Raw genomic sequence first — 20,596 nt, forward strand, 5'->3', positions numbered from 1 at the left:
ATGGTTCAGTGGCATCCCCTACAAACTCCAATTGAGCGAAAGCCAAGAGGAAATAAAAAATTAAACGCCGCACCTCCGGTTATATTAAGCACTGGTTTTATTTTTTTAATATTGCTGGGTGCAATATTACTTAAACTCCCTTTTGCTGCACATATTCCTATTTCTTGGGAACAAAGTTTATTCACGGCAACGTCTGCTGTTACTGTAACCGGGTTGGTTGTTGTGGATACCGGCTCTGCGTTTACCGCCTTTGGGCAAGGTGTTATTGCACTATTGATTCAACTCGGTGGTTTAGGACTGATGACGTTTGCTGTGGTCACACTGATAGCACTTGGTAACAAAGTCGGATTTATGCAAAAAACTATTACTAAAGCGGCTTATAATCAAACCGATACTTCTACTTTGGTCAGCACTGCTAAGTCAGTTTTATTATTTTCACTGCTAGTAGAAAGCCTTGGTATTACCATTTTAACCTTATATTGGGGCCAAGAAATGGGCTGGCTAAAAGCATTTGCGCATGCAGTATTTTATACTATTAGTGCTTTTAATAATGCTGGCTTTGCATTGAGCCCAAACAGTTTAATGGCATATGTGGCCGACCCTGTGATTAACCTTACTATAACTGGTTTGTTTATAATTGGTGGTTTAGGCTTTACCGTATTAATGGACTTATATAAATCGAAACGTTGGGCAAAACTATGTACTTACAGTAAATTAATGTTGATCAGCACAGTTATTATTAACGTTATTGCATTATTGCTTATTTACGCGATTGAATACGATAATCCAAAAACACTGCAACCACTGTCTGAAGTAGGTAAATGGTTAGCTGCTTGGTTTCAAGCTGTCACTCCCCGTACTGCGGGATTCAATACCATTGCTATTGAAGAATTAAAAAATGCCAGCACCGCTTTAACTATGATGCTTATGTTTATTGGTGGCGGCTCTTTGAGTACCGCAAGTGGCATAAAGGTCGTTACGTTTATTGTTTTAATATTAGCAACCTATAGCTACCTCAGACGTGATAAAGGGATCACTGTGTTACGCCGAGAAATAGACAAAGAATCTGTGTATAAAGCATTAGCTTTAACTATTATTTCTGCAGGAGTTACCTGGCTTGCTATTTTCGTTTTATTGTTAGTCGAAGATGCACCTTTTATTGATATTGCATTCGAAGCGGTATCAGCAATAGGCACTGTTGGCTTATCTCGAGGTTTAACAGGTTCGCTGTCACCAATAGGTGAATTTATCATTATGTTTTTAATGTTTATGGGCAGAATAGGTCCGCTAACAATCGCCTATTTTTTAGCAAGTCCACGTAGTAAAAAACTAAGGTACCCAAGCGCGCAACTCTCTATTGGTTAACTAAAACTCGGGTAATTAGCCTTATCAAATTACCCGAGTTGTCCAAATACCAAACAATACCCGTTTAAAATAAAATATCACAAAGACGAAAAAATAATTTTAGGACAAGGGTTGTAATACATTGTTAATAAAAAGGGCTAGCAACGTTGTCTGTTATAATCTTAGTTGTCCCGCCAGGTATTTTTATTGTTATCATAAAAAGCGCCCTATTAGTTGTTGAAGTCTTGTGTATCGGTCAGTTCATTTAGACATTATTTTCAGAACAAAAAATCATGAATATAAAGCATATTAATATTCACTTTGCTTGGGCTGTTTTGAATTGTTGCGCCGTTATGGTGGAAAGTTCGCAGGAGAAAAACAAGCGTTTTCTGCAAACCACACTGGGGAAAACGCCACTGCTTCAAGTTTTGCAAAATAAAATTAGTTTGACGTCAAACGAACTAATCACAAGAAATTGGCCAGTGTTTATGGCCATCTTGGACTAAGAAGCTGAGCCAGCTTATTTACTATTCACAATTCCATTATTTAAGCCACCCCTTGCGTTTAAAATACAAGTAAGGTGAAAAACCCGCAGCAATCATTAACCCAATAGCCCATGGATAACCGAATGCCCACTTAAGCTCTGGCATAAATTCAAAATTCATCCCATACATACTAGCGATAAGCGTTGGAGGCAAAAACACGACGGCTGCAATAGAAAAAATCTTTATAATTTTATTTTGTTCTATATTGATAAAACCTTGTGTTGAATCCATCAAAAAATTGATTTTATCGAATAAAAAGGTGGTATGTGACATCAAGGTCTCAATATCCCGCATGATTTCTCTAAGCGTTTCCTGTTCTGACGATTGAACAGTCAAGTGCCTGAGTAAAAATGAGATATCTCGTTGTGTATCCATTAAACACAGACGGATTTTACCATTTGTGTCTTCCAGTCTAGCCAGCTTTCCTATTGCGTCTTCCAGTTCGGATGTCTCATCTTCCAATACTAAATAGCTTACGGCCTCTAACTCTCGATGTAAGTCTTCCAGCGAGTCAGCGTGATTCTCAACTTTTTGTTCCAATAATGTCACTAGCAAGTCTTGCGGCGAACGGGACTCCACTTGCCCACGACGCGCTCGCATTCTCAGCAAACGAAAGTCTGCAATATCGCCATCGCGGATCGTGATCAATCGTTCTTTCTGTAAAATACACGCAACACTTACCGTCTGATGACGTCCCTCAGACTGCGTCATAAACAACGAATGGATATGAATACCGGATTTATCAACAAAACAGCGTGCTGATGCTTCAATCTCTTCAATATCGTTGGATTCAGGAAGCTCTGTATGCAATAGCTCCATCAATAACGAACGATCAAATTCATTAGGCTCATGAACATCAATCCATTGCGCGCCATTTATGACACTAGATAGATTTTCAGCATCATGTTCAATTTCCTGAATAACATTCTGATGAATTGAGAATAGTCTTAACATCAGTTTACCCCTATATTTTTCATCGTATTCCACGCATTACTGCTGCTCTCGATTAGCGAACCCTTCTCTTCCCTCACAATAAAAGCGGCAACGCCATGTTCGTTAGCGACTCGTATAGCGTCACTTTCACCGAGACACAGTAGGGCTGTTGACCACGCATCTGCTTGCGTGGGGTCGTCATGAAGTACAGTAACAGATAAGGTAGAGTGAGTAACCGGTTTGCCTGTTCGTGCATCCAAAACATGACTAAAGCGCTTGCCTTGTTCATCGAAGTAGTGTCGGTAAGTGCCTGACGTCATAATAGCAATTGAATCATCCTGCTTAATATCAATCACTTTTTGAACAACCCTATCGCCAGGTAAGGGGCGTTCTATCGCAATGCGCCAGAACGAGTCATCTGGTTTGTGCCCGCGAGTTTGCATCTCACCACCTATTTCAACTAGGTAATCGGTTATTCCAGCGCTCTCAACTACCTTTGCAATACGCGACACACTATAACCTTGTGCTATCGAGGATAGATCAACACTTAATTCTGGCTGTTTTTTTAACAGGCTGGTTTGTGTTGGTGAAGTAAGATAACTTAGGCCAATTTTTTTTATGGCATTTTGGATGTCTGTTTCAGAGGGGGCATTAAATACATCTTTGCTAAACCCCCACAAATCAAAGAGCGGCTTAACGGTCAAGTCATAGCAGCCATTGGTTGCCTGACTCACTTGTCGAGCAATGTTAACCAAGCTGACAATTTCTTCCCCAACTTCAATAGCTTGAGGGTTTTCACTGCGATTAAACTGCTCAATGACTGAGTCTGAATGGTAATTCGACATCATTTTATCAATTCGCAGGAACTCAGCTTCTATCTCTTCCTGTAATCTTTCGGTATCAATTGCGGAGTTGCTCCACACTGAAACATGCCAAGTGGTGCCTTGTGCAGCGCCACTTAACATTTTTACCTCAACAGGCTTAGAGCACGCCACCAAGCCAAGCATTAAGCTGATTAACACCACCAAAGTTAATCGCTTCATGACTTATCCTTTACAGTAGATAAACGTTGCTCAGACACAACGTGCAGTGTGCGTTGTGGAAAAGGGATCGTTAGACCAGCCGCTTCAACGGCTTCTTTTACTTGTTTATTCAAATCCCAATAAGCAGACCAATAGTTTTCATTTGTTGCCCATGCTCTAAGCTGAATATTTACTGCGCTATCGGCCATGGATGCAACCATGACTTGAGGCGCTGGTTCAGTCATCAATCTTGATTCATTTGCTGCTACAGCCTGCAATATTTTAAACCCGTCATCTATCGAGTCTGAATAGGAAATACCCACAACAATATCCATGCGGCGTTTACCATTGCGAGTAAAGTTTTTAATGTTATTTCCCCACAAAACGCTATTGGGTGAAGCAATATACAAGCCATCTATGGTTTCAAGCACTGTAGTGAATAAACTGATTTCTTTTACTGTCCCTTGAGTTGAACCAAACTCGATAAAATCGCCAGTTTTAAAAGGTCGTAATATCAAAAGCATGATCCCAGCAGCGATGTTGCTGAGTGTATCTTTAAGCGCAAGACCAACTGCCAAACCTGCCGCACCAACTAAAGCGATAAGGCTGGCAGTATTTACACCAAAGATGTCTAAAATAAATACACCACCAATGACATATACCGCATAACTGGCAACCACTGAAAAGATTGGTATCAGGGTCGCGTCGACTTTATTCAACTTAGAGTTAGTGTTTTGAATCGCCTTACGTACTGCTCTTGCTATCAATGAGCTAGCCACCAAAATAACAATCGCTAAAATTAAATTATAACCGAGTGCTATTATTGTCTCAGAATGACTTTGCCAAAATTGAATAAGTGAATCTTTCATATATATCTCTTTCTTTATATGCATTTGAAGCGAATTCAAATGCAAATTTCTTAATTTTTAAATGTCGTTATCAAATAACAGACGAAACTAACCAGACATTGTAAGCACAAAATGCGACCAACAAGCCCGCACCTTCAAATCGGTTAATCCGTCCAGCGCCACGAAAGCCATACGCCATGAATAGTAACGCGAGTGTCAAGCCCATCATAACCAACCAGTCGCGAGATAGCACATCAGAAGACAAATTAGTCATGGGTGATATGACTCCGGCAATACCGGTTACTGCCAGTAAGTTAAACATGTTCGACCCCACCACATTGCCAATAGCGATGTCATGCTCACCTTTTCTAACCGCAATGATGGATGCGGCTAATTCAGGTAGCGAGGTGCCCAATGCGACAATTGTTAAACCGATAATTAAATCACTCACACCCAGTGCTTCTGCAATACTAACCGCTCCCCAGACAAGTACTCGCGAACTCACTATCAGTAATACCAGCCCAAGTACTAGCCAAAAAACCGCCTTTTTTATCGGCATGGCGTGTTCTGCCAGTTCTTGGTCCATTTCGCCTTCTAATATGTCTCCTTTGCCTTTCATGGCAGAGTATATGCTCCAGCCAATTAAGGTAAAAAAACCTACCAAAAGAAGGATTGATTCAACACGAGTTAACGCGCCATCCCAAAGAAAATAACCCAGCGCTAAACTTATCAGTAATAATAATGGGATTTCTTTTCTGACTATTTTTGACTGCACTAAAATTGGCGTAATAATGGCGGTAATACCCAGTATCAATCCGGTATTAACAATATTTGAACCCAGCGCATTACCAAGGGCCAAATCAGGATTGCCATCAATGGCCGCCATGGCAGAGACCACCATTTCAGGCGCAGACGTACCGAAACCAACAATGACCATTCCAATTAGCAGTGACGGCATGCCAGCATATTTTGCAGTCGCGGCCGCACCATCAACAAAGCGGTCAGCGCTCCAAACCAATAAAATAAAGCCACCTAAAATGGCTAAAATCGCGAGTGTCATAGTGTTACCTTACGTTAAAAAGAAAAAGTAAATTAGGCCAGCTAAGAGGATGCGATATATGACATAGGGCCACATACCGAACTGATTTAACCATTTTAAGAAAAAGTGAATTGCTGTTAATGCCATCAAAAATGATGTAATGCCCCCAATAAGGAAAGCCAGCCAGTCAACACTTGCGTTTGACTGAGCGACATCTATCAGTTTTGCGGCAGAGGCGAGCGCAGTTATGGGTATTGCTAACAAAAAGGAGAAGCGAGACGAGGCTTCTCTGCTTAGTCCCAGCAATAAAGCCATGGTAATGGTAGCCCCAGAGCGTGATGTGCCAGGAATGAGCGCAACCGCTTGCGCGACGCCGATAAAAAGCACATCTTTGAATTTCAAATCGTCTAACTGACGCTGTTTATTGGGTTTCCAATCAGCCCATCCCAATAAAAGACCAAAGAACAATGTAGTGGCAAAAATAATAGCTACTGAGCGCAGTTGATTATCGATAAGATCCATCAACAATAACCCAGCTAATACAGCGGGAATGGTTGCAACCATTATAAAAAACGCGAGTTTTCCCTGTCCAACACATTGACGATGTTGTAACGACAACAATCCATCTCGGGTTAATTCTTTAACATCTTTTCTAAAATAAAGCAGTACAGCAAACAACGTTCCAACATGTACTGCAAGATCAAATGCTACGCCTTGGTCTTGCCATCCAGCGAACAAGGGTGCCAAAATCAAATGAGCAGAACTAGAAATCGGTAAAAATTCTGTAATACCTTGAACGATGCCAAGTAAAATAGCATTAATAGAATCCATGCATATCCCCTGTATTAGGGCGTACGCATTGGCTTTTGAATATCTTCATGAACAGTTCCTTGGGGCGGCAAGAACAAAGACAAGCGAAACCCTCCACCCCGAGAGCGACACTTGCCTTAAGTCTTGTCAATCCAATTTGGACATAACCGCCACGAACTGCTGTTCGGGGACTGTTGACGATTATCTCAGTAGAGCTGAGAGACTACTCCCCTAAGGTTAGAGATATATGGTATAATCATTTATACTTATTTACAACTTAGTAATAAGTATTGAATCTGCACGCAGTATGTTGGCTCATCTTTGACTTGCTATAGAACACACAACTTTACAACATTAAGCGATAGCCGATACCCGCTTCGGTGATCAAATAACGTGGCGTGGTTGGATCATCGCCTATTTTATGGCGAATATGACTAACCACAATACGTAAATAATGGGTATTTTGTGCATGACTTGGCCCCCAAATATGTTCTAACAGCTGTTTTTGGGTAATAACACATTGTCGATGTTGAGCAAGCTTGGCAAGCACCGCATATTCTTTTGGAGTCAGTTCTACTAATTTGCCGTTACAGGTCACTAAACGCCGCGCTAAATCAATTTTTAAATGACCATCATCAAGTACAGAGGCGGTTTTATCTGGAAATCGGTCTCGCAGCTGGGCTCTCACCCGAGCTAATAACTCTTCCACGCTAAACGGTTTAGTAACATAATCTTGCGCGCCAATATCAAGGGCTTTGATTTTATCGAGATCTGCACTGCGCACTGATAACACAATCACCGGCACACTCGAAAAACTGCGAATTTCGGCTAATAGCGCTAAGCCATCGCCATCTGGCAAGCCTAAATCCAAAATAACTAAATCTGGTTGTTGGCGAACAGCTGCTGCCAACCCAGTACTCACTGATTCAGCTTCACAGACCTCATAACCGACACTTTTCAGTGCAATTCGCAACATTTTACGGATCTGAAATTCGTCATCTACAACTAAAATATGTGCCGACACGCAGGTTAACCTCTTACTGGGATGTCTTGGGGATCGGGTAAGGGCAGTTCAATAATAAAACGCGAACCACTGCCAGAGCGGGCTGTATCAGCCTTAACCTTACCGCCATGAGCCGCAATCATACCACGGCAAATGGCTAAGCCCATACCGGTATTGTGCCGTTTACTATCACCATCGGCGACCACGTAAAACATATCAAATACTTTTTCTTGTAATTCTTCAGCAATACCAGGGCCATGATCTTCGATTTCAATGCGACACAGTCGGCCATCCTGATTCGCAGTAATGATCACCGGCTCATCAATTGGGCTGTATTTTGCTGCGTTTTCCAAAATATTAAAAATGCCTTGCTCTAACAAAGCCGCATGAGCATACAGCAAAGGCAAGTTTTTTTGCTCTTGATAGTCCACTTCAATATCAGGAAATAAATATTTTAAGCGCAGTTTAGCACTGCCAATAATATCAGCCACAGGCACCCAATCGCGCTCTAATTTTAAGGTACCATGACCTAAGCGGGTCATATCGAGCAAGTTTTCAATGTAACGATCAAGACGTCGGCTTTCATGTATGATGGTTTCAAGTAAATCCACTCTGTCTTGCGCTGATAGCTGTTTATCGAGTACTTTTAAGCTTTCTGCCGAGCCCATCATGGCAGACAAAGGTGAACGTAAATCATGGGATACTGAGGCTAATAATGCCGAACGAAGCTGTTCCATTTCCGCTTTGCGAGTCGATGCTTCAAGCTCATTATTAAGATGAATACGTTGCCACACATTAACCATTTGCTGTACAAAGGTACGGATCAAATTGTTATCTTGCTCTGTGAACACCTGCTGCTCTTTGGCAAACTTTAGCAATAGTACTGCAATCGATTTATTATCAGCTTGTATTGGAAATGCCGTCCAATCACTGGCATTTAAGGTATCGCTAAAACGACCAGCCATTTGATTGTGGGCATAACACCAATCAACCATAGCTTGATCAAGTGACTGTAAAGGCTGCCCTAAACGAGGGCTGATCTGTTGCTGATGATGCTCAAAAACCACCACATGAGCTGGGCAGTCCAGTGCTTGCTGTAACTGCCCAGCCAAGGTTAGGCACAATTCATCGGCTTGATTGATCACCGTTAATTGCTGAGCAAAATCACGTTGCAGCTCAGTATAACGATTCGCCTCTTTTAATAATAAGAACTGTTGACGAATACGCGATGCCGCAGGCCCACACACAACACCAATCACAAATAAAAACAGTAAGGTGGCAATATCATCATTTTTATTAACGAAAAAGGTGTAATACGGATCGGTAAGAAAAAAGTTAAAACTTAGAAATGACAATAAAGCGGTAAAAATCGCAGGCCGCGCGCCGTATTTTAAGCCACAAAATACCACAGCTAATACATACACCAGTACTAAGTTACCACTTTGCAACCAACTTGATAATGCAAGTGCAACCGCGCTGGCTACAGCAACCAAAAGTGAACCAAACAAATAGCCCATTTTTTGGCCAAATGCCAGTGACGGAGCGGCTTCTGTTACGTACTTGTGCTGGCGTTTACTGGCTTGCCAAACCGACACTTCTATCGGTAAACCGCTATTGATTAATTGTTGATATAAAGGTTTACGCCATGGTTGCAAGCGCCGCTTAGTGCCCGCGCCCACTAACACGGTATTGATCCTATGTTCACTAATATAGGGTAAAATAGTTTGTATGCTGGAGGGACCACGTAATGTATCGGTTTCTGCTCCCAGCTCTTTTGCCAATGCAAAAGCCGATTGCAATCGTTTTTGCTCAAGCTGGTTATGTATTTTTCCAGTGTCCACCCACACCACAATCCAAGGTGTGTGGCGTTTTTCTGCCATTTGTCGGCCAATACGAATAAGGTGTTCATGATCACGGCGATTCGAGATCAACACCAACACCTTATCTTGAATTAAATAATCGTTACTGCGCGCTTTGGCTTCTTGTTCATTTTTTAGTTGATCGTCAACATGCCCGATCACCCGCTTCATCGCCATTTCACGCAGTGCGGTTAACGTTTCTAATTGAAAAAATTGCTGTATCGCTTGTTCGGCATAGTCGCCAAGATACACTTGCCCTTGGGCTAGGCGGTCCAATAAATGATTAGGAGCTAAATCGACGAACACCAGTTGCTGAGCGCGGTCAATAAACTGATCAGGTACGGTTTCTTTAACCCTAACACCACTGATCTGTAATACCAAATCGTTGAGGCTGGCAATATGCTGCACATTCATCGTGGTATACACATCAATGCCCGCTTCCAGCAATTCGGCGATATCTTGATAGCGCCTTTTATGGCGACTACCGGGAATATTGGTATGAGCGAGTTCATCGACCAAAATCAGTTGCGGTTTGGCTGCCAATGCGGCATCTAGATCAAATTCACTCAGTTGTTGATCGTGATAACTAATTTCACGTCGAGGTAAAATATCAAAGCCCTCGAGTAAACGTTGCGTCTCGGCTCTGCCGTGGGTTTCAATCAAACCTATTTTTACCGACGCGCCTTGTTGCATATATTCTCTGGCCGCATTAAGCATAGCACAGGTTTTTCCAACGCCAGGGGCGGCACCAATAAAAATTTTTAGTTGCCCACCTTGATGTTGTTGCAAGATTTTTAGTAGCGCATCGGCTTTTTGGTTACGAGGATCAACGGCCACGACAGTTCCTTTTCAGTGGAATTAAAAACTTTTTGCTGCACTTAATAGCAAACGGTTATCGCATATATCAGCGCAGGCATCACTGGCAATTGAATTGCCAACATAGCCAACTGACCAAGTTAGCCCTAGTTGCTCAGTCGACAGCGTCAGCCCCCAATCAGTATACCCTGAGCCATCCATCACTGGCGAGCCTAAAAAAGTTTTAAACTCTTGATCATTATCGAATTGATTGTACCCTAAATGCCAATTTAGCTGTAGCTCACTGGTTAATGTTTGTTGCCAATCAAGCGATAAATACCAAAATTTGCCCACATCGTTACCAAAATAACTATCGCTTAGTGCTAAACCAAGTTGCCAATCTTGATAGTTTAACTTAGCGTAACCTTCCATGTAGTTATAGCCTGTAGTCTCATTATCACCTTCTGGATATCGATACTGTACTAGCCCCATATCTAAAGCCCAGTTTTCATCTAAAGCCCAATTACGACCCAGTGATAAATCCAGTTCCATACTGCCTTCACCAAAGCGAATATTTGACCCCCAAGCACTGGCGTACCAACCATCCTGATGATTAATACTCACGCTACCTTGAATTGCAGGCCCCTGCTCAGTTTGCGAAATACCACGAAAATAATAATTAGATGCTAAGGTTACAGAGCCTTCACTACTGAAAGGGGCCGCCACGACGCCAGCGCTGGTCATTACGGTTGTAGCCGTTACTAAAGAAAGTATAAAACGCATTATTGTTTTCCTATAAAAAAGCGGGAGAGAAACCGTTCTGTACTAAGACGAGAGCGGCAGTCGATTGTCCCGCATCACAATCGACTAACTAATTAATTTATAGAGGGTAATTGTTATCAAGTGCTAAATTTAATAGCAGCACATTAACCCGAGGCTGACCAAAAATGCCCCATTGTGCAGGCTCGTTATATTGCGCAACCAATTGCGATACTTGCTCTGTGCTGATCCCCCGAGCTTGCGCTACACGCTCCACCTGTAACGCCGCAGCGGCTGGGCTAATGTGAGGGTCTACGCCCGAACCAGAGCTGGCCAGCAAATCGACCGGTAACTGTTCAGGCTCAAGTTGATAAGTCGAAGCCAGTGCAGCGCTTTGCTGCGCTACTCTATCGCGTAACTCAGGGTTTGATGGCGCTAAATTACTGCCCCCCGTTGCCATAGGGTCATTATCAGCGCTGCTTGGTCTGCCATGAAAATACACGGTACTCGTAAATGGCTGGGAGACTAACGCCGATCCCATTGCTTTTCCTTCAACCATCACTAAACTGCCTGTTGCTTGAGTGGGAAATAACAGACCGCCAAGGCCAGTTATAATCGCCGCATAAAAGCCGCCGCAAATCACCAACATACTAACAGCCAAGCCGATTGCAGGACGCCACGGTGCCTGTCCAGAACTATGATGTAATCTATTCATGGTTAAAATACTCCGTTAAGTAGTAGGTCAATCACTTTAATGGCGATAAACGGCAGCGCAATCCCGCCCAGACCAAAGATCAACATATTGTTGCGTAGCAGCTTTTCTGCGCTGATAGGCTTAATTTTCACACCTTTTAATGCCAGTGGAATTAGGGCTGGAATAATCACTGCATTAAATATCAGAGCCGACAACACAGCCATTTTCGGATCGGGTAACTGCATAATGTTTAACGCATTGATGCTTGGCATTGCACTGGCGAACACCGCAGGTACAATCACAAAGTATTTTGCTACATCGTTTGCTAATGAGAAGGTGGTTAATGCGCCACGGGTGATCAACATTTGTTTACCCACCGCAACAACAGCAAGTAATTTAGTGGGATCGGAATCTAAATCCACCATGTTACCCGCCTCTTTCGCAGCTTGCGTGCCTGAATTCATGGCTAAACCCACATCTGCTTGCGCCAGTGCAGGCGCATCATTCGTGCCATCGCCCACCATAGCTACGAGTCGACCTTGTGCTTGCTCTTTGCGGATCAGCTCAAGTTTATCTTCAGGTTTTGCCTCAGCCACAAAGTCATCCACCCCTGCCGCGGCCGCAATTGCACCAGCCGTGATAGGGTTATCACCGGTGATCATGACAGTACGTACGCCCAATGCTCTTAACTCAGCAAAGCGCTCGGCAACACCAGGTTTGATCACATCAGACAGTTGAATAACCCCTAAAATTCCTTTCTCGCTGGCAACCACCAAAGGGGTCGCACCTTGTTGTGCAACGCGCGTGACGATTGAATCTAAACTTTTTGGCACTGTGAGGTCACGTTGTTGCGCCCAATTTTTTACCGCATCAGTTGCCCCTTTTACCCAGCATTCACCGCTTGCTAGTTGTATTGATGAAAGACGCGTTTGCGCACTGAATGGGGTAAACTCATCTTGCTCAGTTAACGTTGGAATGCTGTATTCATCTTGCTTAGCAAGCTGAACAATTGATTTCCCCTCTGGAGTGGGATCTTGCAATGAACTCCAAAGTGCACCAGCAATTAATTCACTTTCAGCAACACCTGAGACTGGTAGAAACGCTGTTGCTTGGCGATCACCAAAGGTAATCGTGCCTGTTTTATCAAGTAGTAAGGTGTCAATATCACCAGCAACTTCAACGGCTTTACCTGACTTTGCAATAACATTTTCAGCCAAAGCACGGTTCATACCCGCAATCCCAATCGCCGGTAACAAGCCTGCAATAGTGGTAGGAATTAAACACACCACCAGTGCAATTAACATTAACCAATCCAGCTCAATACCAACAAACCCCGCCATTGCCGGTAAAGTGGCAACAGCAATTAAAAACACTAAAGTCAGGGCAGCCAACAGTACCGTTAAGGCGAGTTCATTAGGTGTTTTTTGACGGTTAGTGCCTTCAACTAGGCTGATCATTTTATCAAGAAAGCTGTTTCCTGATTCTGCGGTTACTTGCACTGTAATTGTGCCACTTAGCACTTTAGTACCGGCAATAACACCGGAATGATCGGTACCCGCTTCGCGAAGTACCGGCGCTGATTCACCGGTTAATGCCGATTCGTTGATAGTTGCCACACCGGTGACAATTTCACCGTCGGCTGGGATCAGCTCACCACTGTGAACCAAAACTATATCACCGGCTTTTAATTGACTTGCAGAAATCTGGCTTTGCGTTTTACCATCAACCCGTAAAGCAGTTAAGTCTCGACGCGTTGCTTTTAAACTACTCGCTTGATCGCGTCCTCGAGCTTCGGCAATGGCCTCCGCAAAATTGGCAAACCATAGAGTAAAAAACAGCACTAAACTACTTGCCAGAGCAAACGCAATATTGTCACCGGCAACAAACTGTTGCACCGTCATAACCATAGCTAACAGGGTGGCCACCCACACGACTAGCATAACGGGGTTTTTAACCGCCAGTTTAGGATGAAGTTTGGCAAAAGCCTGCCAACTGGCTTGTGTTAATTTTGATGTATTATTCATTTTATTCACCTGCATACTGCTATTGCGCTAGCACCACAGCGGCTTGCTGTGATATCTCAAGAGCTTCACCAATCGGACCCAATACCATAGACGGTAGGAATGACAGGAAGTTAATAATCAGGATCACTGTAATTAAAGTGACAGCAAAAGTGACGTTATACAGTGGTAAAGTACCGGCACTGGTAGGCACTTGACGCTTTTTCGCTAACGAACCAGCAATTAGTAGTGGAATAACCAAAGGGACATAACGGCCTAAGATTAGTACCACCACACAACTTAGATTCCACCATGTGGTGTCATCCCCCAGTCCTTCAAAACCAGAACCATTGTTTGCAAAGGCAGAGGTGTACTCATAAAACACTTGGGCAACGCCATGTAAGCCTGGGTTGCTATTGCCTGTTAATGTAGGAAATGCCACTGTGATCGCAGTAAAGGTTAAAATCACTGCACTTGGCAGCACTAAGAGCACGCCTAACCAACTGAGTTCACGCTTTTCTAACTTACGACCAAAAATTTCAGGGGTGCGGCCAATCATCAAGCCGGCAATAAATACCGCTAACCACACATACACCAGAAAGTTCACAAAACCACATCCAATACCGCCCCAAATACCATTGATCAACATCCCCGAGCGGGTAACAAGCCCGGCAATCGGATTAAGTGAATCATGCATGGCATTCACAGAGCCGTTAGATGTTTGAGTCGTAAACGTGGCCCAGAGCGCCGATAAGTCAGTCCCAAGGCGAACTTCTTTACCCTCCATATTTCCGGCCTCTTGAGCTAACCCAGCAAAGGCGGCATTAGGCTGCTGCTCGCTATAAACAGCGGCACCAATAAAGGCCAAGCTAAGCAATCCCATGACCGCAAGCGATAACAAGGTAAATTTTTGTCGGCGCAATAGGCCACCGGCCATAAACACCACCGCCATCGGCACCAATACCAAGGCAATGGTTTGAATCGCGTTACTGACTGGGGTTGGGTTTTCTAAAGGATTACTACTGTTAGGGCCAAACCAGCCGCCGCCATTAGTGCCTAATTGCTTGATTGAGACCATAGCCGCAACCGGCCCTAGTGGGATCATTTGTTCGCTCAACGTTTGTTGTTGTTCAACCACGTCCACCGTTGGACTCGCCTGATAACTTGAAGGCACGCCTTGACTGGTTAGCGCAAGTGCAACAATCGCAGCCAGTGGCAGCATCAGTCTCAGCACTGCACGCACGGTATCTTGATAGTAATTACCTAAGTTACGCTCTTCACCTTCTTTTGCGGTTGTTGCATTACGGCCTCCTAACATGCCGCGTAATACCGCAACACAGACCGCCAGTGCCATTGCCGGAGTAACAAACTGCAAGGTAAGAATTACAAAACCTTGGCTTAAATAACTCAGCTGAGCCTGGCCAGAATAGTGCTGTTGATTTGTATTGGTTAAAAATGAAACCGCCGTATGCAGCGCCAAGTCCCAATCTAATGCCGCGATATCATTAGGGTTAAGGGGCAATATATGCTGAAATTGCAACAGTAAATAGGCGATAATACCGAGCACTAAATTACTTAACAAAAACGCGATACCGTAACTTTTCCATGTCATGCCATGACGTGGGTTAATACCCAGTAGTTTAAATATGCCATTTTCTATTGGCAAAAAAACCTTATCACTCCAGTGTGATCCCGCAGAGAATATACCGGTCATGTAACGACCCAATGGCCATGCTAACAGCACAGCTAATGTAAATATTAGTAGCACTTCCATCAGTGATTCCTTAAAACTTTTCAGGTGCCAACATGGCAACAATCAAAATGGCGCTTAACACGCCAAGTATTAATAACAATAACCAGCCCATAACGTTCCTTAGTGAGAAAACTTAAGGCTGTACAATAGGTGGGATCGGTGTAAATTTTCCAGATTGATAGTCGCCGAAGGCGTAAAGATTTCGTAAAAATGATGCAACGCCGCGCAAAAAAGTAGCTGTAGAGGTTACAATTTAGCGACATTATTTAAGAGGTGAATTTTAATGAAAACCACACTGATGCTATTAGCTATCGCCGTTTGTTTACTGGGCTGTCAGCCAACAGAGCAAGTGCAGTCTTTTTCAGGCGCGGCGCAAGGCACGACTTATCATGTTCGTTACTGGAGCGAACAACCGATTAGTCAACCAGCTTTTCAGCGGGCAGTAGAGCAAGAGTTACAGCGTATAGACAGCTTAATGTCTAATTATCGTAATGATTCTGTTATCGAAAATTTAATCAACAACACACAACGGATGCTATCAATGTGGGGCCTGAAATTGTCCAGCTCGTGACTATCGCAAAACAAATAAGTGAGGCTACATCAGGTTGTTACGATTTAACCATTGCCCCGCTTTTTTCATTGTGGGGGTTTCGTGATCAACAGCTTACAATTCCCAACGGGCACAACTTGCCCCACATATTGGTCTCAACTCAGTTAATATCGTCGCAACTGAGCAACTTGCCAAAAGCCATCCTGCTGTTAGTATTGATTTATCATCAATCGCGCAAGGCTATTCAGTACAGCGTTTAGTGGATATTGCCAAACTATGGTATTAGCAGTTAACTGACCTCCGGCAAAGCCGGAGGCTTATTTGATTACGCCCTCAAAGGGCTAAAGAAAACGCCCAAGGCGAACTACACTTGAAACTTTAATTGATCTCGGTGTTCATCATCCTTTTCTTGGTTTCGAATATAATCTATAACCATATTTTCATCTAAACCAACTGTCGATACAAAATAACCTCGAGTCCAAAAGTTTTCCCCATTAAAATTTCGTTGTCGCCCTCGAAAGTTTTTTGCTATCGAAATTGCGCTTTTTCCTTTCAAATAACCGACAACATTAGAAACTGCAAATTTTGGGGGTATACTCAGACACATATGAACGTGATCTTTCATTAAATGCCCTTCTTCGATTATTACCCCTTTTCTTTTAGCTAATTCATGAAACGTCTCACCTAAATGCTTCCTAATCGCTCCATAAATCAACTTTTGTCTCTTTTTGGGGATAAATACAATATGGTACTTACAATCCCAACGAGTATGAGACAAACTCTTATAGTCTCGCATAGGTTATTTCCTCTTTACTTTTGGTCGAGCAAAGAAGATACCCCTACCGTTGTCACGGTCAAACCTATGCGAGTCACCCCAGCTGAGCTGGGGGTTTATCAATGTTTAATTACCTGATTGAAATTGGCGGTGAACTACAAACCCAAGATAGCAAACCTGATGGCAGACACTAGCGTATCGCAATTGATAAGCCATTACCCCAGCAACAGCAACTACAAAAAATTGTTGACGTTATCAAGCCTGAGCCGCTCGCCATTATGACCTCGGGTACCTATCGGCATTATTATGATCAGGCAGGTAACCGTTATAGCCATATTATTGATGCACGTCGTTTAGCGCCCGTGTCGCATAGCACGGTGTCGGTTACTGTGTTTCATGATGATCGATGCATGGTCAACAGCATTATTGTGCCTAGGCTCCGCAGCAGGTATGGATGTTGCTAAGCAATACGGGTTATCGGTATTATTTATTGATCAACATCAGGATACTTTTACTGAATACAGCTCAACAGCGCTGCAACATAACCGCGCCATTACCCTCACTCAGCCACAATACCCCTAGAAATGAAAGTGGCGAGCAAATTATGACGTTGCTCGTTAGGGCCGCTTATTTAGAAACTGCAAGCTCCTATTCTGCCGAGGCGAGCATAGCAAACTCTCCATCGGCACTTTTTGCCACTAAGTGCTTACTAGTGTGAGCAAAGTAATAAATCGCCTCGATCACAAATAACATGTAATAAAGAAGAAAGTTACGAAGACACCCATTTTAAATTTATGGAAAAAACCCGAAAATTAATCATGGTGGTTGAGATTCGACATAGTGAATATGAGTTTGGCGAATGGGGCAGAATTGAATTGAATAAAATTTAACTATCAATACATTTATAAACTAACGACAAAACAACCTTCAAACCAGCGCTTTATATGCAGGGGAAAAAGCTGTTCATTTGCAGTAATCAACTAATGTAAGCTAACAAAACTCGTCATCGCGAACCTTTATTTATCAGCTTGGTTATCAAACTAAAAGTGAGGATACCTAACATATCGGCAAGCAAATCTGTAATGTCTAAGGTTCTGCTTGGTATATAGTATTGGCTTAGTTCTTCCAATAAAACGAATAGAAACACGACGCTCGAACCAATATACAAATTGCATGACAATACTGAATATGATTTTAGCTTAAACGCAAAATTAGCACCTAAAGCAAGCAAACCAAATAAACAAAAGTGCCCTACTTTATCGCCATAAGGGATACTTCTAACAAGCTCAAAGAAAATACTATGTTGCCCCGTATTAGCTTGATATATGACCCATATAATAAAGCCAAGAAAAGTAACTGACACAATAGTGATTAATTTATGCATGATTTTTTAATGTTTTTATTGAGTTACCAACCATAGCCGAATAGCGATTATGATTCAATAACTTAGTGATATGCTGTTGAGAACAACCATCAGATCCCTGCAAGGTCACGCTCGGTGATGCACTCGTCCGATGCCATTGCGAATTCGCGGCATACCAACGGGCGGTTTTCGTAGATTGAGCACATTAAGGTATTGCGGTCGAGTGCTTGGCACCAGCCATCATCTGCGCGTTTCATCACTTCACTGCCCCATTTATCATACTCAATATAATGAAATGGCACACCAGTGTCGGTCACTATTCGCACTTCTAATTGACAGCAACAAGCTTGGCAATTAGCGCAGGTAACTGGCTCTGGCGTGTTGCTGAGTGTTTTAATAGGAATAATATTTTCGCTGGGGGTAACAATATGAGGCATAGTGGCTTACTTTTAAGAATAAGCCACTAGGATACCTGAGTGAGTTTAACGTGCCAGTAATTTTGTTTTAATTTCACTATATCGCTGTTGCTCGCACAACCCAAAACCACTTAACTGACGTACTTTATTGCGAGCAAATAACGGGACACTCATGCCCGCCAAAAAACGACATTGTGTTTCAAGTCCTATGTTGTTAATTCCTTTACTCGCTAAGTGACTAAGTAACTCATCAACTTTTTCATAAATAACCGCATCCGCAACAAAACTGTGTTGTAATGAATACTCAAGAGTCACAGCTTGATTTCGGCACACTGAGCAATGCCCGCATTGCTCAGGCGCTTGGTTATCGTCAAAATAGCGCGCTAAGTTATAACTTAAACAACTTTTTAGTTCAAAAAAGCGAATAAGCGCTGCAATACGTTTAATTTCCGCTTGCTCTTTTTCAACAAAATAATGGTGTAATTGCTGAACGAGATCTGGGTTATTAATAACCTCATTATGCACTTCATATACTTGAGTGATACGTTTAGTTTCAAGTGCAATTAAGTTTTTTTCCGCCAAATAATCAAGCGCCGCTACTACGCGTTTTCTATCAACTTGGGCCGCTTGGGTGAGTGTGTCGAAATTGAGAGTGCCCCAAATTTTTTTAAATTGAGTATGACTAAAGATTAAATTTAAAAACCCTTGGCGCGGCTCATCAAAATGACTAAGCAATTGGTTTTTATCGACTAAAAACTTATATTTAAAGTCTGCGTAATAAGCATAAAGTGGTGTCACTGCGCCTTGCATTTCAAGCTGTACTAATAAGGTCTTTAGGGCTAACTGACGAATATTGCTGTCGCTCGATAAACTGTACTCTTGCATTTCCCATTGCTGATTTTCTTTTGAATGATCGTCTTGGTGCTGGCGAATATCATTAATTATATGCTCAATGCCACTAAGCTCAGGGGTGTCGCCATAAACAAAATTCTCAACGGTGTTTAAGCCATCAAGGTTTGCCAATGTATAACAATTTGAAGGCTTGCCATCACGTCCAGCACGGCCAATTTCTTGGCTGTAATTTTCGATTGATTTGGGTAAATCATAGTGAATAACAAAGCGAATATCTGATTTATCAATGCCCATGCCAAAGGCGATAGTCGCCACAACTACATTTATTTTACCCGTCATAAAATCATCTTGAATACTGTAGCGCAGAGTATCTTCAAGCCCAGCATGATAAGCCACAGACTGTAAGCCCTGACGGCTAAGCTCTGTAGCGACTTGCTCTGCACTATGTTGTAGAGTCACATATACGATACCAGGGCCTTGCTGTTCTTTTACAAGGCTTGCAAGGGTATTCGCTTTGTCGGTAGTTTTAACACTTAAAACCGATAAGTCTAAGTTACTACGATAAAAGCCAGTTTGCACAATACACTCAGGAGCAATCGCAAAACGTTCGCTCATATCGCGTTTTACTTTTTTAGTGGCGGTGGCCGTTAGTAATAGCACCAATGGGATTTTTAGTTCGTCACGATACCGAGGCAGCTTTAAATAGTCAGGCCTAAAGTTATGTCCCCATTCTGATATACAGTGCGCTTCATCAACCACTAACATAGAAATTGCGACTTGATTGATAAATTCCCTGAAGCGTTCATTTTTAAAACGCTCAACTGACACCATTAAAATTTTAACTTTACCACTGCGTACATCACTCATAACTGCGTGGCTTTGCTCGCTGGTTTGACTTGAATCTAGGCTCGCGGCATAAATACCTTTATTATTTAAAAAACTAATTTGATCTTTCATTAGCGCTAATAACGGTGAAACGACTAAGGTTAAATTAGGTAAATGCAGCGCAGTTAATTGATAACATAAAGACTTACCAGAGCCAGTAGGAAAAATTGCCAATGATGACTGATTATTTAAAAGTTGCTCGATGGTTTGCTGCTGGCCTTGGCGAAACTGGCTAAAGCCAAAGTGCTGCTCAAGTGATGAAATTAATGAGGCGTGCATAATATTCCCTGTGTTAAAAATTCCCTAACGTAGGAAATGATAGTCATAGATTTTAGCTTTTGCCATGTTACC

Annotated in this window: 19 protein-coding genes and 1 pseudogene; 5 read left to right on the top strand and 15 right to left on the bottom strand. The window is 42.7% G+C overall.

Features of this window, described 5'->3' with window-relative positions; all coding sequences use genetic code 11:
- On the top strand, nt 1-1,365 hold the full coding sequence (locus ACT3RM_RS02815; protein ID WP_089369077.1) for a TrkH family potassium uptake protein: 1,365 nt from the start codon (nt 1-3) through the stop codon (nt 1,363-1,365).
- 521 nt (nt 1,366-1,886) lie between these two features.
- On the opposite strand, the gene corA is transcribed toward ACT3RM_RS02815, so the two are convergent.
- From corA to kdpA, 11 genes are all read right to left on the bottom strand, one after another.
- Nucleotides 1,887-2,876, bottom strand: a complete 990-nt coding sequence (gene corA / locus ACT3RM_RS02820) for a magnesium/cobalt transporter CorA (protein ID WP_244181082.1) — start codon at nt 2,874-2,876, stop codon at nt 1,887-1,889.
- The gene (locus ACT3RM_RS02825; protein WP_089369075.1) at nt 2,843-3,865 is read right to left on the bottom strand and encodes an FAD:protein FMN transferase; all 1,023 of its coding nucleotides are present in this window, start codon (nt 3,863-3,865) and stop codon (nt 2,843-2,845) included. The genes corA and ACT3RM_RS02825 overlap by 34 nt, the downstream gene beginning before the upstream one ends.
- Nucleotides 3,862-4,713 (bottom strand): mechanosensitive ion channel family protein, encoded by an 852-nt coding sequence (locus ACT3RM_RS02830; RefSeq protein ID WP_441994531.1) that lies wholly within the window; start codon nt 4,711-4,713, stop codon nt 3,862-3,864. Before ACT3RM_RS02830 ends, ACT3RM_RS02825 begins: the two co-directional genes overlap by 4 nt.
- Nucleotides 4,714-4,783: 70 nt before the next feature.
- Nucleotides 4,784-5,752 carry a calcium/sodium antiporter gene (locus ACT3RM_RS02835; protein WP_089369073.1) on the bottom strand — a complete coding sequence of 323 codons (969 nt, stop codon included), beginning with the start codon at nt 5,750-5,752 and terminating at the stop codon, nt 4,784-4,786.
- Between the two features lie 9 nt (nt 5,753-5,761).
- On the bottom strand, nt 5,762-6,562 hold the full coding sequence (locus tag ACT3RM_RS02840; RefSeq protein WP_089369072.1) for an undecaprenyl-diphosphate phosphatase: 801 nt from the start codon (nt 6,560-6,562) through the stop codon (nt 5,762-5,764).
- 325 nt (nt 6,563-6,887) lie between these two features.
- Nucleotides 6,888-7,565, bottom strand: coding sequence for a response regulator (locus ACT3RM_RS02845; RefSeq protein ID WP_089369071.1), 678 nt, complete (start codon nt 7,563-7,565; stop codon nt 6,888-6,890).
- Between the two features lie 5 nt (nt 7,566-7,570).
- A complete protein-coding gene (locus ACT3RM_RS02850; RefSeq protein ID WP_089369070.1) occupies nt 7,571-10,240 on the bottom strand; it encodes a sensor histidine kinase in 2,670 nt (889 codons plus the stop codon).
- Between the two features lie 21 nt (nt 10,241-10,261).
- Nucleotides 10,262-10,981, bottom strand: coding sequence for a TorF family putative porin (locus ACT3RM_RS02855; RefSeq protein WP_192531764.1), 720 nt, complete (start codon nt 10,979-10,981; stop codon nt 10,262-10,264).
- Between the two features lie 97 nt (nt 10,982-11,078).
- Complete coding sequence (gene kdpC, locus ACT3RM_RS02860; protein WP_089369068.1) at nt 11,079-11,672, bottom strand: potassium-transporting ATPase subunit KdpC; 594 nt, start codon at nt 11,670-11,672, stop codon at nt 11,079-11,081.
- A 2-nt stretch (nt 11,673-11,674) separates the two neighbouring features.
- A complete protein-coding gene (kdpB, locus tag ACT3RM_RS02865; RefSeq protein ID WP_208619503.1) occupies nt 11,675-13,675 on the bottom strand; it encodes a potassium-transporting ATPase subunit KdpB in 2,001 nt (666 codons plus the stop codon).
- A 19-nt stretch (nt 13,676-13,694) separates the two neighbouring features.
- The gene (kdpA, locus tag ACT3RM_RS02870; RefSeq protein ID WP_225740925.1) at nt 13,695-15,425 is read right to left on the bottom strand and encodes a potassium-transporting ATPase subunit KdpA; all 1,731 of its coding nucleotides are present in this window, start codon (nt 15,423-15,425) and stop codon (nt 13,695-13,697) included.
- Between the two features lie 262 nt (nt 15,426-15,687).
- Between kdpA and ACT3RM_RS02875 the strand changes: the two genes are divergently transcribed.
- Nucleotides 15,688-15,975: an FAD:protein FMN transferase gene (locus tag ACT3RM_RS02875; RefSeq protein WP_192531765.1), complete on the top strand. Its 288-nt coding sequence runs from the start codon at nt 15,688-15,690 to the stop codon at nt 15,973-15,975.
- A pseudogene (locus ACT3RM_RS02880) lies at nt 15,972-16,240 on the top strand (FAD:protein FMN transferase). Before ACT3RM_RS02875 ends, ACT3RM_RS02880 begins: the two are co-directional and overlap by 4 nt.
- A gap of 78 nt (nt 16,241-16,318) precedes the next feature.
- Here the strand turns inward: ACT3RM_RS02880 and tnpA are convergent.
- Complete coding sequence (gene tnpA, locus ACT3RM_RS02885) at nt 16,319-16,750, bottom strand: IS200/IS605 family transposase (RefSeq protein WP_089369065.1); 432 nt, start codon at nt 16,748-16,750, stop codon at nt 16,319-16,321.
- A gap of 233 nt (nt 16,751-16,983) precedes the next feature.
- Between tnpA and ACT3RM_RS02890 the strand changes: the two genes are divergently transcribed.
- Nucleotides 16,984-17,193: an FAD:protein FMN transferase gene (locus tag ACT3RM_RS02890; protein WP_404821609.1), complete on the top strand. Its 210-nt coding sequence runs from the start codon at nt 16,984-16,986 to the stop codon at nt 17,191-17,193.
- Nucleotides 17,126-17,311, top strand: coding sequence for a hypothetical protein (locus tag ACT3RM_RS02895; RefSeq protein ID WP_225740926.1), 186 nt, complete (start codon nt 17,126-17,128; stop codon nt 17,309-17,311). The genes ACT3RM_RS02890 and ACT3RM_RS02895 overlap by 68 nt, the downstream gene beginning before the upstream one ends.
- A 421-nt stretch (nt 17,312-17,732) precedes the next feature.
- Here the strand turns inward: ACT3RM_RS02895 and ACT3RM_RS02900 are convergent, their stop codons facing one another.
- The 3 genes from ACT3RM_RS02900 to ACT3RM_RS02910 all read right to left on the bottom strand — a co-directional run bounded on the left by ACT3RM_RS02900 (nt 17,733) and on the right by ACT3RM_RS02910 (nt 20,524).
- Nucleotides 17,733-18,113 carry a VanZ family protein gene (locus ACT3RM_RS02900; protein WP_441994530.1) on the bottom strand — a complete coding sequence of 127 codons (381 nt, stop codon included), beginning with the start codon at nt 18,111-18,113 and terminating at the stop codon, nt 17,733-17,735.
- Between the two features lie 89 nt (nt 18,114-18,202).
- Nucleotides 18,203-18,529: a YkgJ family cysteine cluster protein gene (locus ACT3RM_RS02905; protein WP_441993122.1), complete on the bottom strand. Its 327-nt coding sequence runs from the start codon at nt 18,527-18,529 to the stop codon at nt 18,203-18,205.
- A 45-nt stretch (nt 18,530-18,574) separates the two neighbouring features.
- On the bottom strand, nt 18,575-20,524 hold the full coding sequence (locus ACT3RM_RS02910; protein WP_441993124.1) for a RecQ family ATP-dependent DNA helicase: 1,950 nt from the start codon (nt 20,522-20,524) through the stop codon (nt 18,575-18,577).
- Nucleotides 20,525-20,596 lie beyond the last annotated feature (72 nt).

The sequence above is a fragment of the Pseudoalteromonas sp. AOP7-A1-14 genome, from assembly GCF_052376275.1.
Taxonomy (GTDB): Bacteria; Pseudomonadota; Gammaproteobacteria; order Enterobacterales; family Alteromonadaceae; genus Pseudoalteromonas.

What these genes read in the sequence shown, in the direction of transcription:
- ACT3RM_RS02815 (WP_089369077.1), top strand. Translation starts at nt 1, where the DNA reads ATGGTTCAGTGGCATCCCCTACAAACTCCAATTGAGCGAAAGCCAAGA.
- ACT3RM_RS02835 (WP_089369073.1), bottom strand. Translation starts at nt 5,752, where the DNA reads ATGACACTCGCGATTTTAGCCATTTTAGGTGGCTTTATTTTATTGGTT.
- ACT3RM_RS02910 (WP_441993124.1), bottom strand. Translation starts at nt 20,524, where the DNA reads ATGCACGCCTCATTAATTTCATCACTTGAGCAGCACTTTGGCTTTAGC.
- ACT3RM_RS02875 (WP_192531765.1), top strand. Translation starts at nt 15,688, where the DNA reads ATGAAAACCACACTGATGCTATTAGCTATCGCCGTTTGTTTACTGGGC.
- ACT3RM_RS02895 (WP_225740926.1), top strand. Translation starts at nt 17,126, where the DNA reads ATGATGATCGATGCATGGTCAACAGCATTATTGTGCCTAGGCTCCGCA.
- ACT3RM_RS02825 (WP_089369075.1), bottom strand. Translation starts at nt 3,865, where the DNA reads ATGAAGCGATTAACTTTGGTGGTGTTAATCAGCTTAATGCTTGGCTTG.
- ACT3RM_RS02855 (WP_192531764.1), bottom strand. Translation starts at nt 10,981, where the DNA reads ATGCGTTTTATACTTTCTTTAGTAACGGCTACAACCGTAATGACCAGC.
- ACT3RM_RS02830 (WP_441994531.1), bottom strand. Translation starts at nt 4,713, where the DNA reads ATGAAAGATTCACTTATTCAATTTTGGCAAAGTCATTCTGAGACAATA.
- kdpC (WP_089369068.1), bottom strand. Translation starts at nt 11,672, where the DNA reads ATGAATAGATTACATCATAGTTCTGGACAGGCACCGTGGCGTCCTGCA.
- ACT3RM_RS02905 (WP_441993122.1), bottom strand. Translation starts at nt 18,529, where the DNA reads ATGCCTCATATTGTTACCCCCAGCGAAAATATTATTCCTATTAAAACA.
- tnpA (WP_089369065.1), bottom strand. Translation starts at nt 16,750, where the DNA reads ATGCGAGACTATAAGAGTTTGTCTCATACTCGTTGGGATTGTAAGTAC.
- kdpA (WP_225740925.1), bottom strand. Translation starts at nt 15,425, where the DNA reads ATGGAAGTGCTACTAATATTTACATTAGCTGTGCTGTTAGCATGGCCA.
- ACT3RM_RS02900 (WP_441994530.1), bottom strand. Translation starts at nt 18,113, where the DNA reads ATGCATAAATTAATCACTATTGTGTCAGTTACTTTTCTTGGCTTTATT.
- kdpB (WP_208619503.1), bottom strand. Translation starts at nt 13,675, where the DNA reads ATGAATAATACATCAAAATTAACACAAGCCAGTTGGCAGGCTTTTGCC.
- ACT3RM_RS02840 (WP_089369072.1), bottom strand. Translation starts at nt 6,562, where the DNA reads ATGGATTCTATTAATGCTATTTTACTTGGCATCGTTCAAGGTATTACA.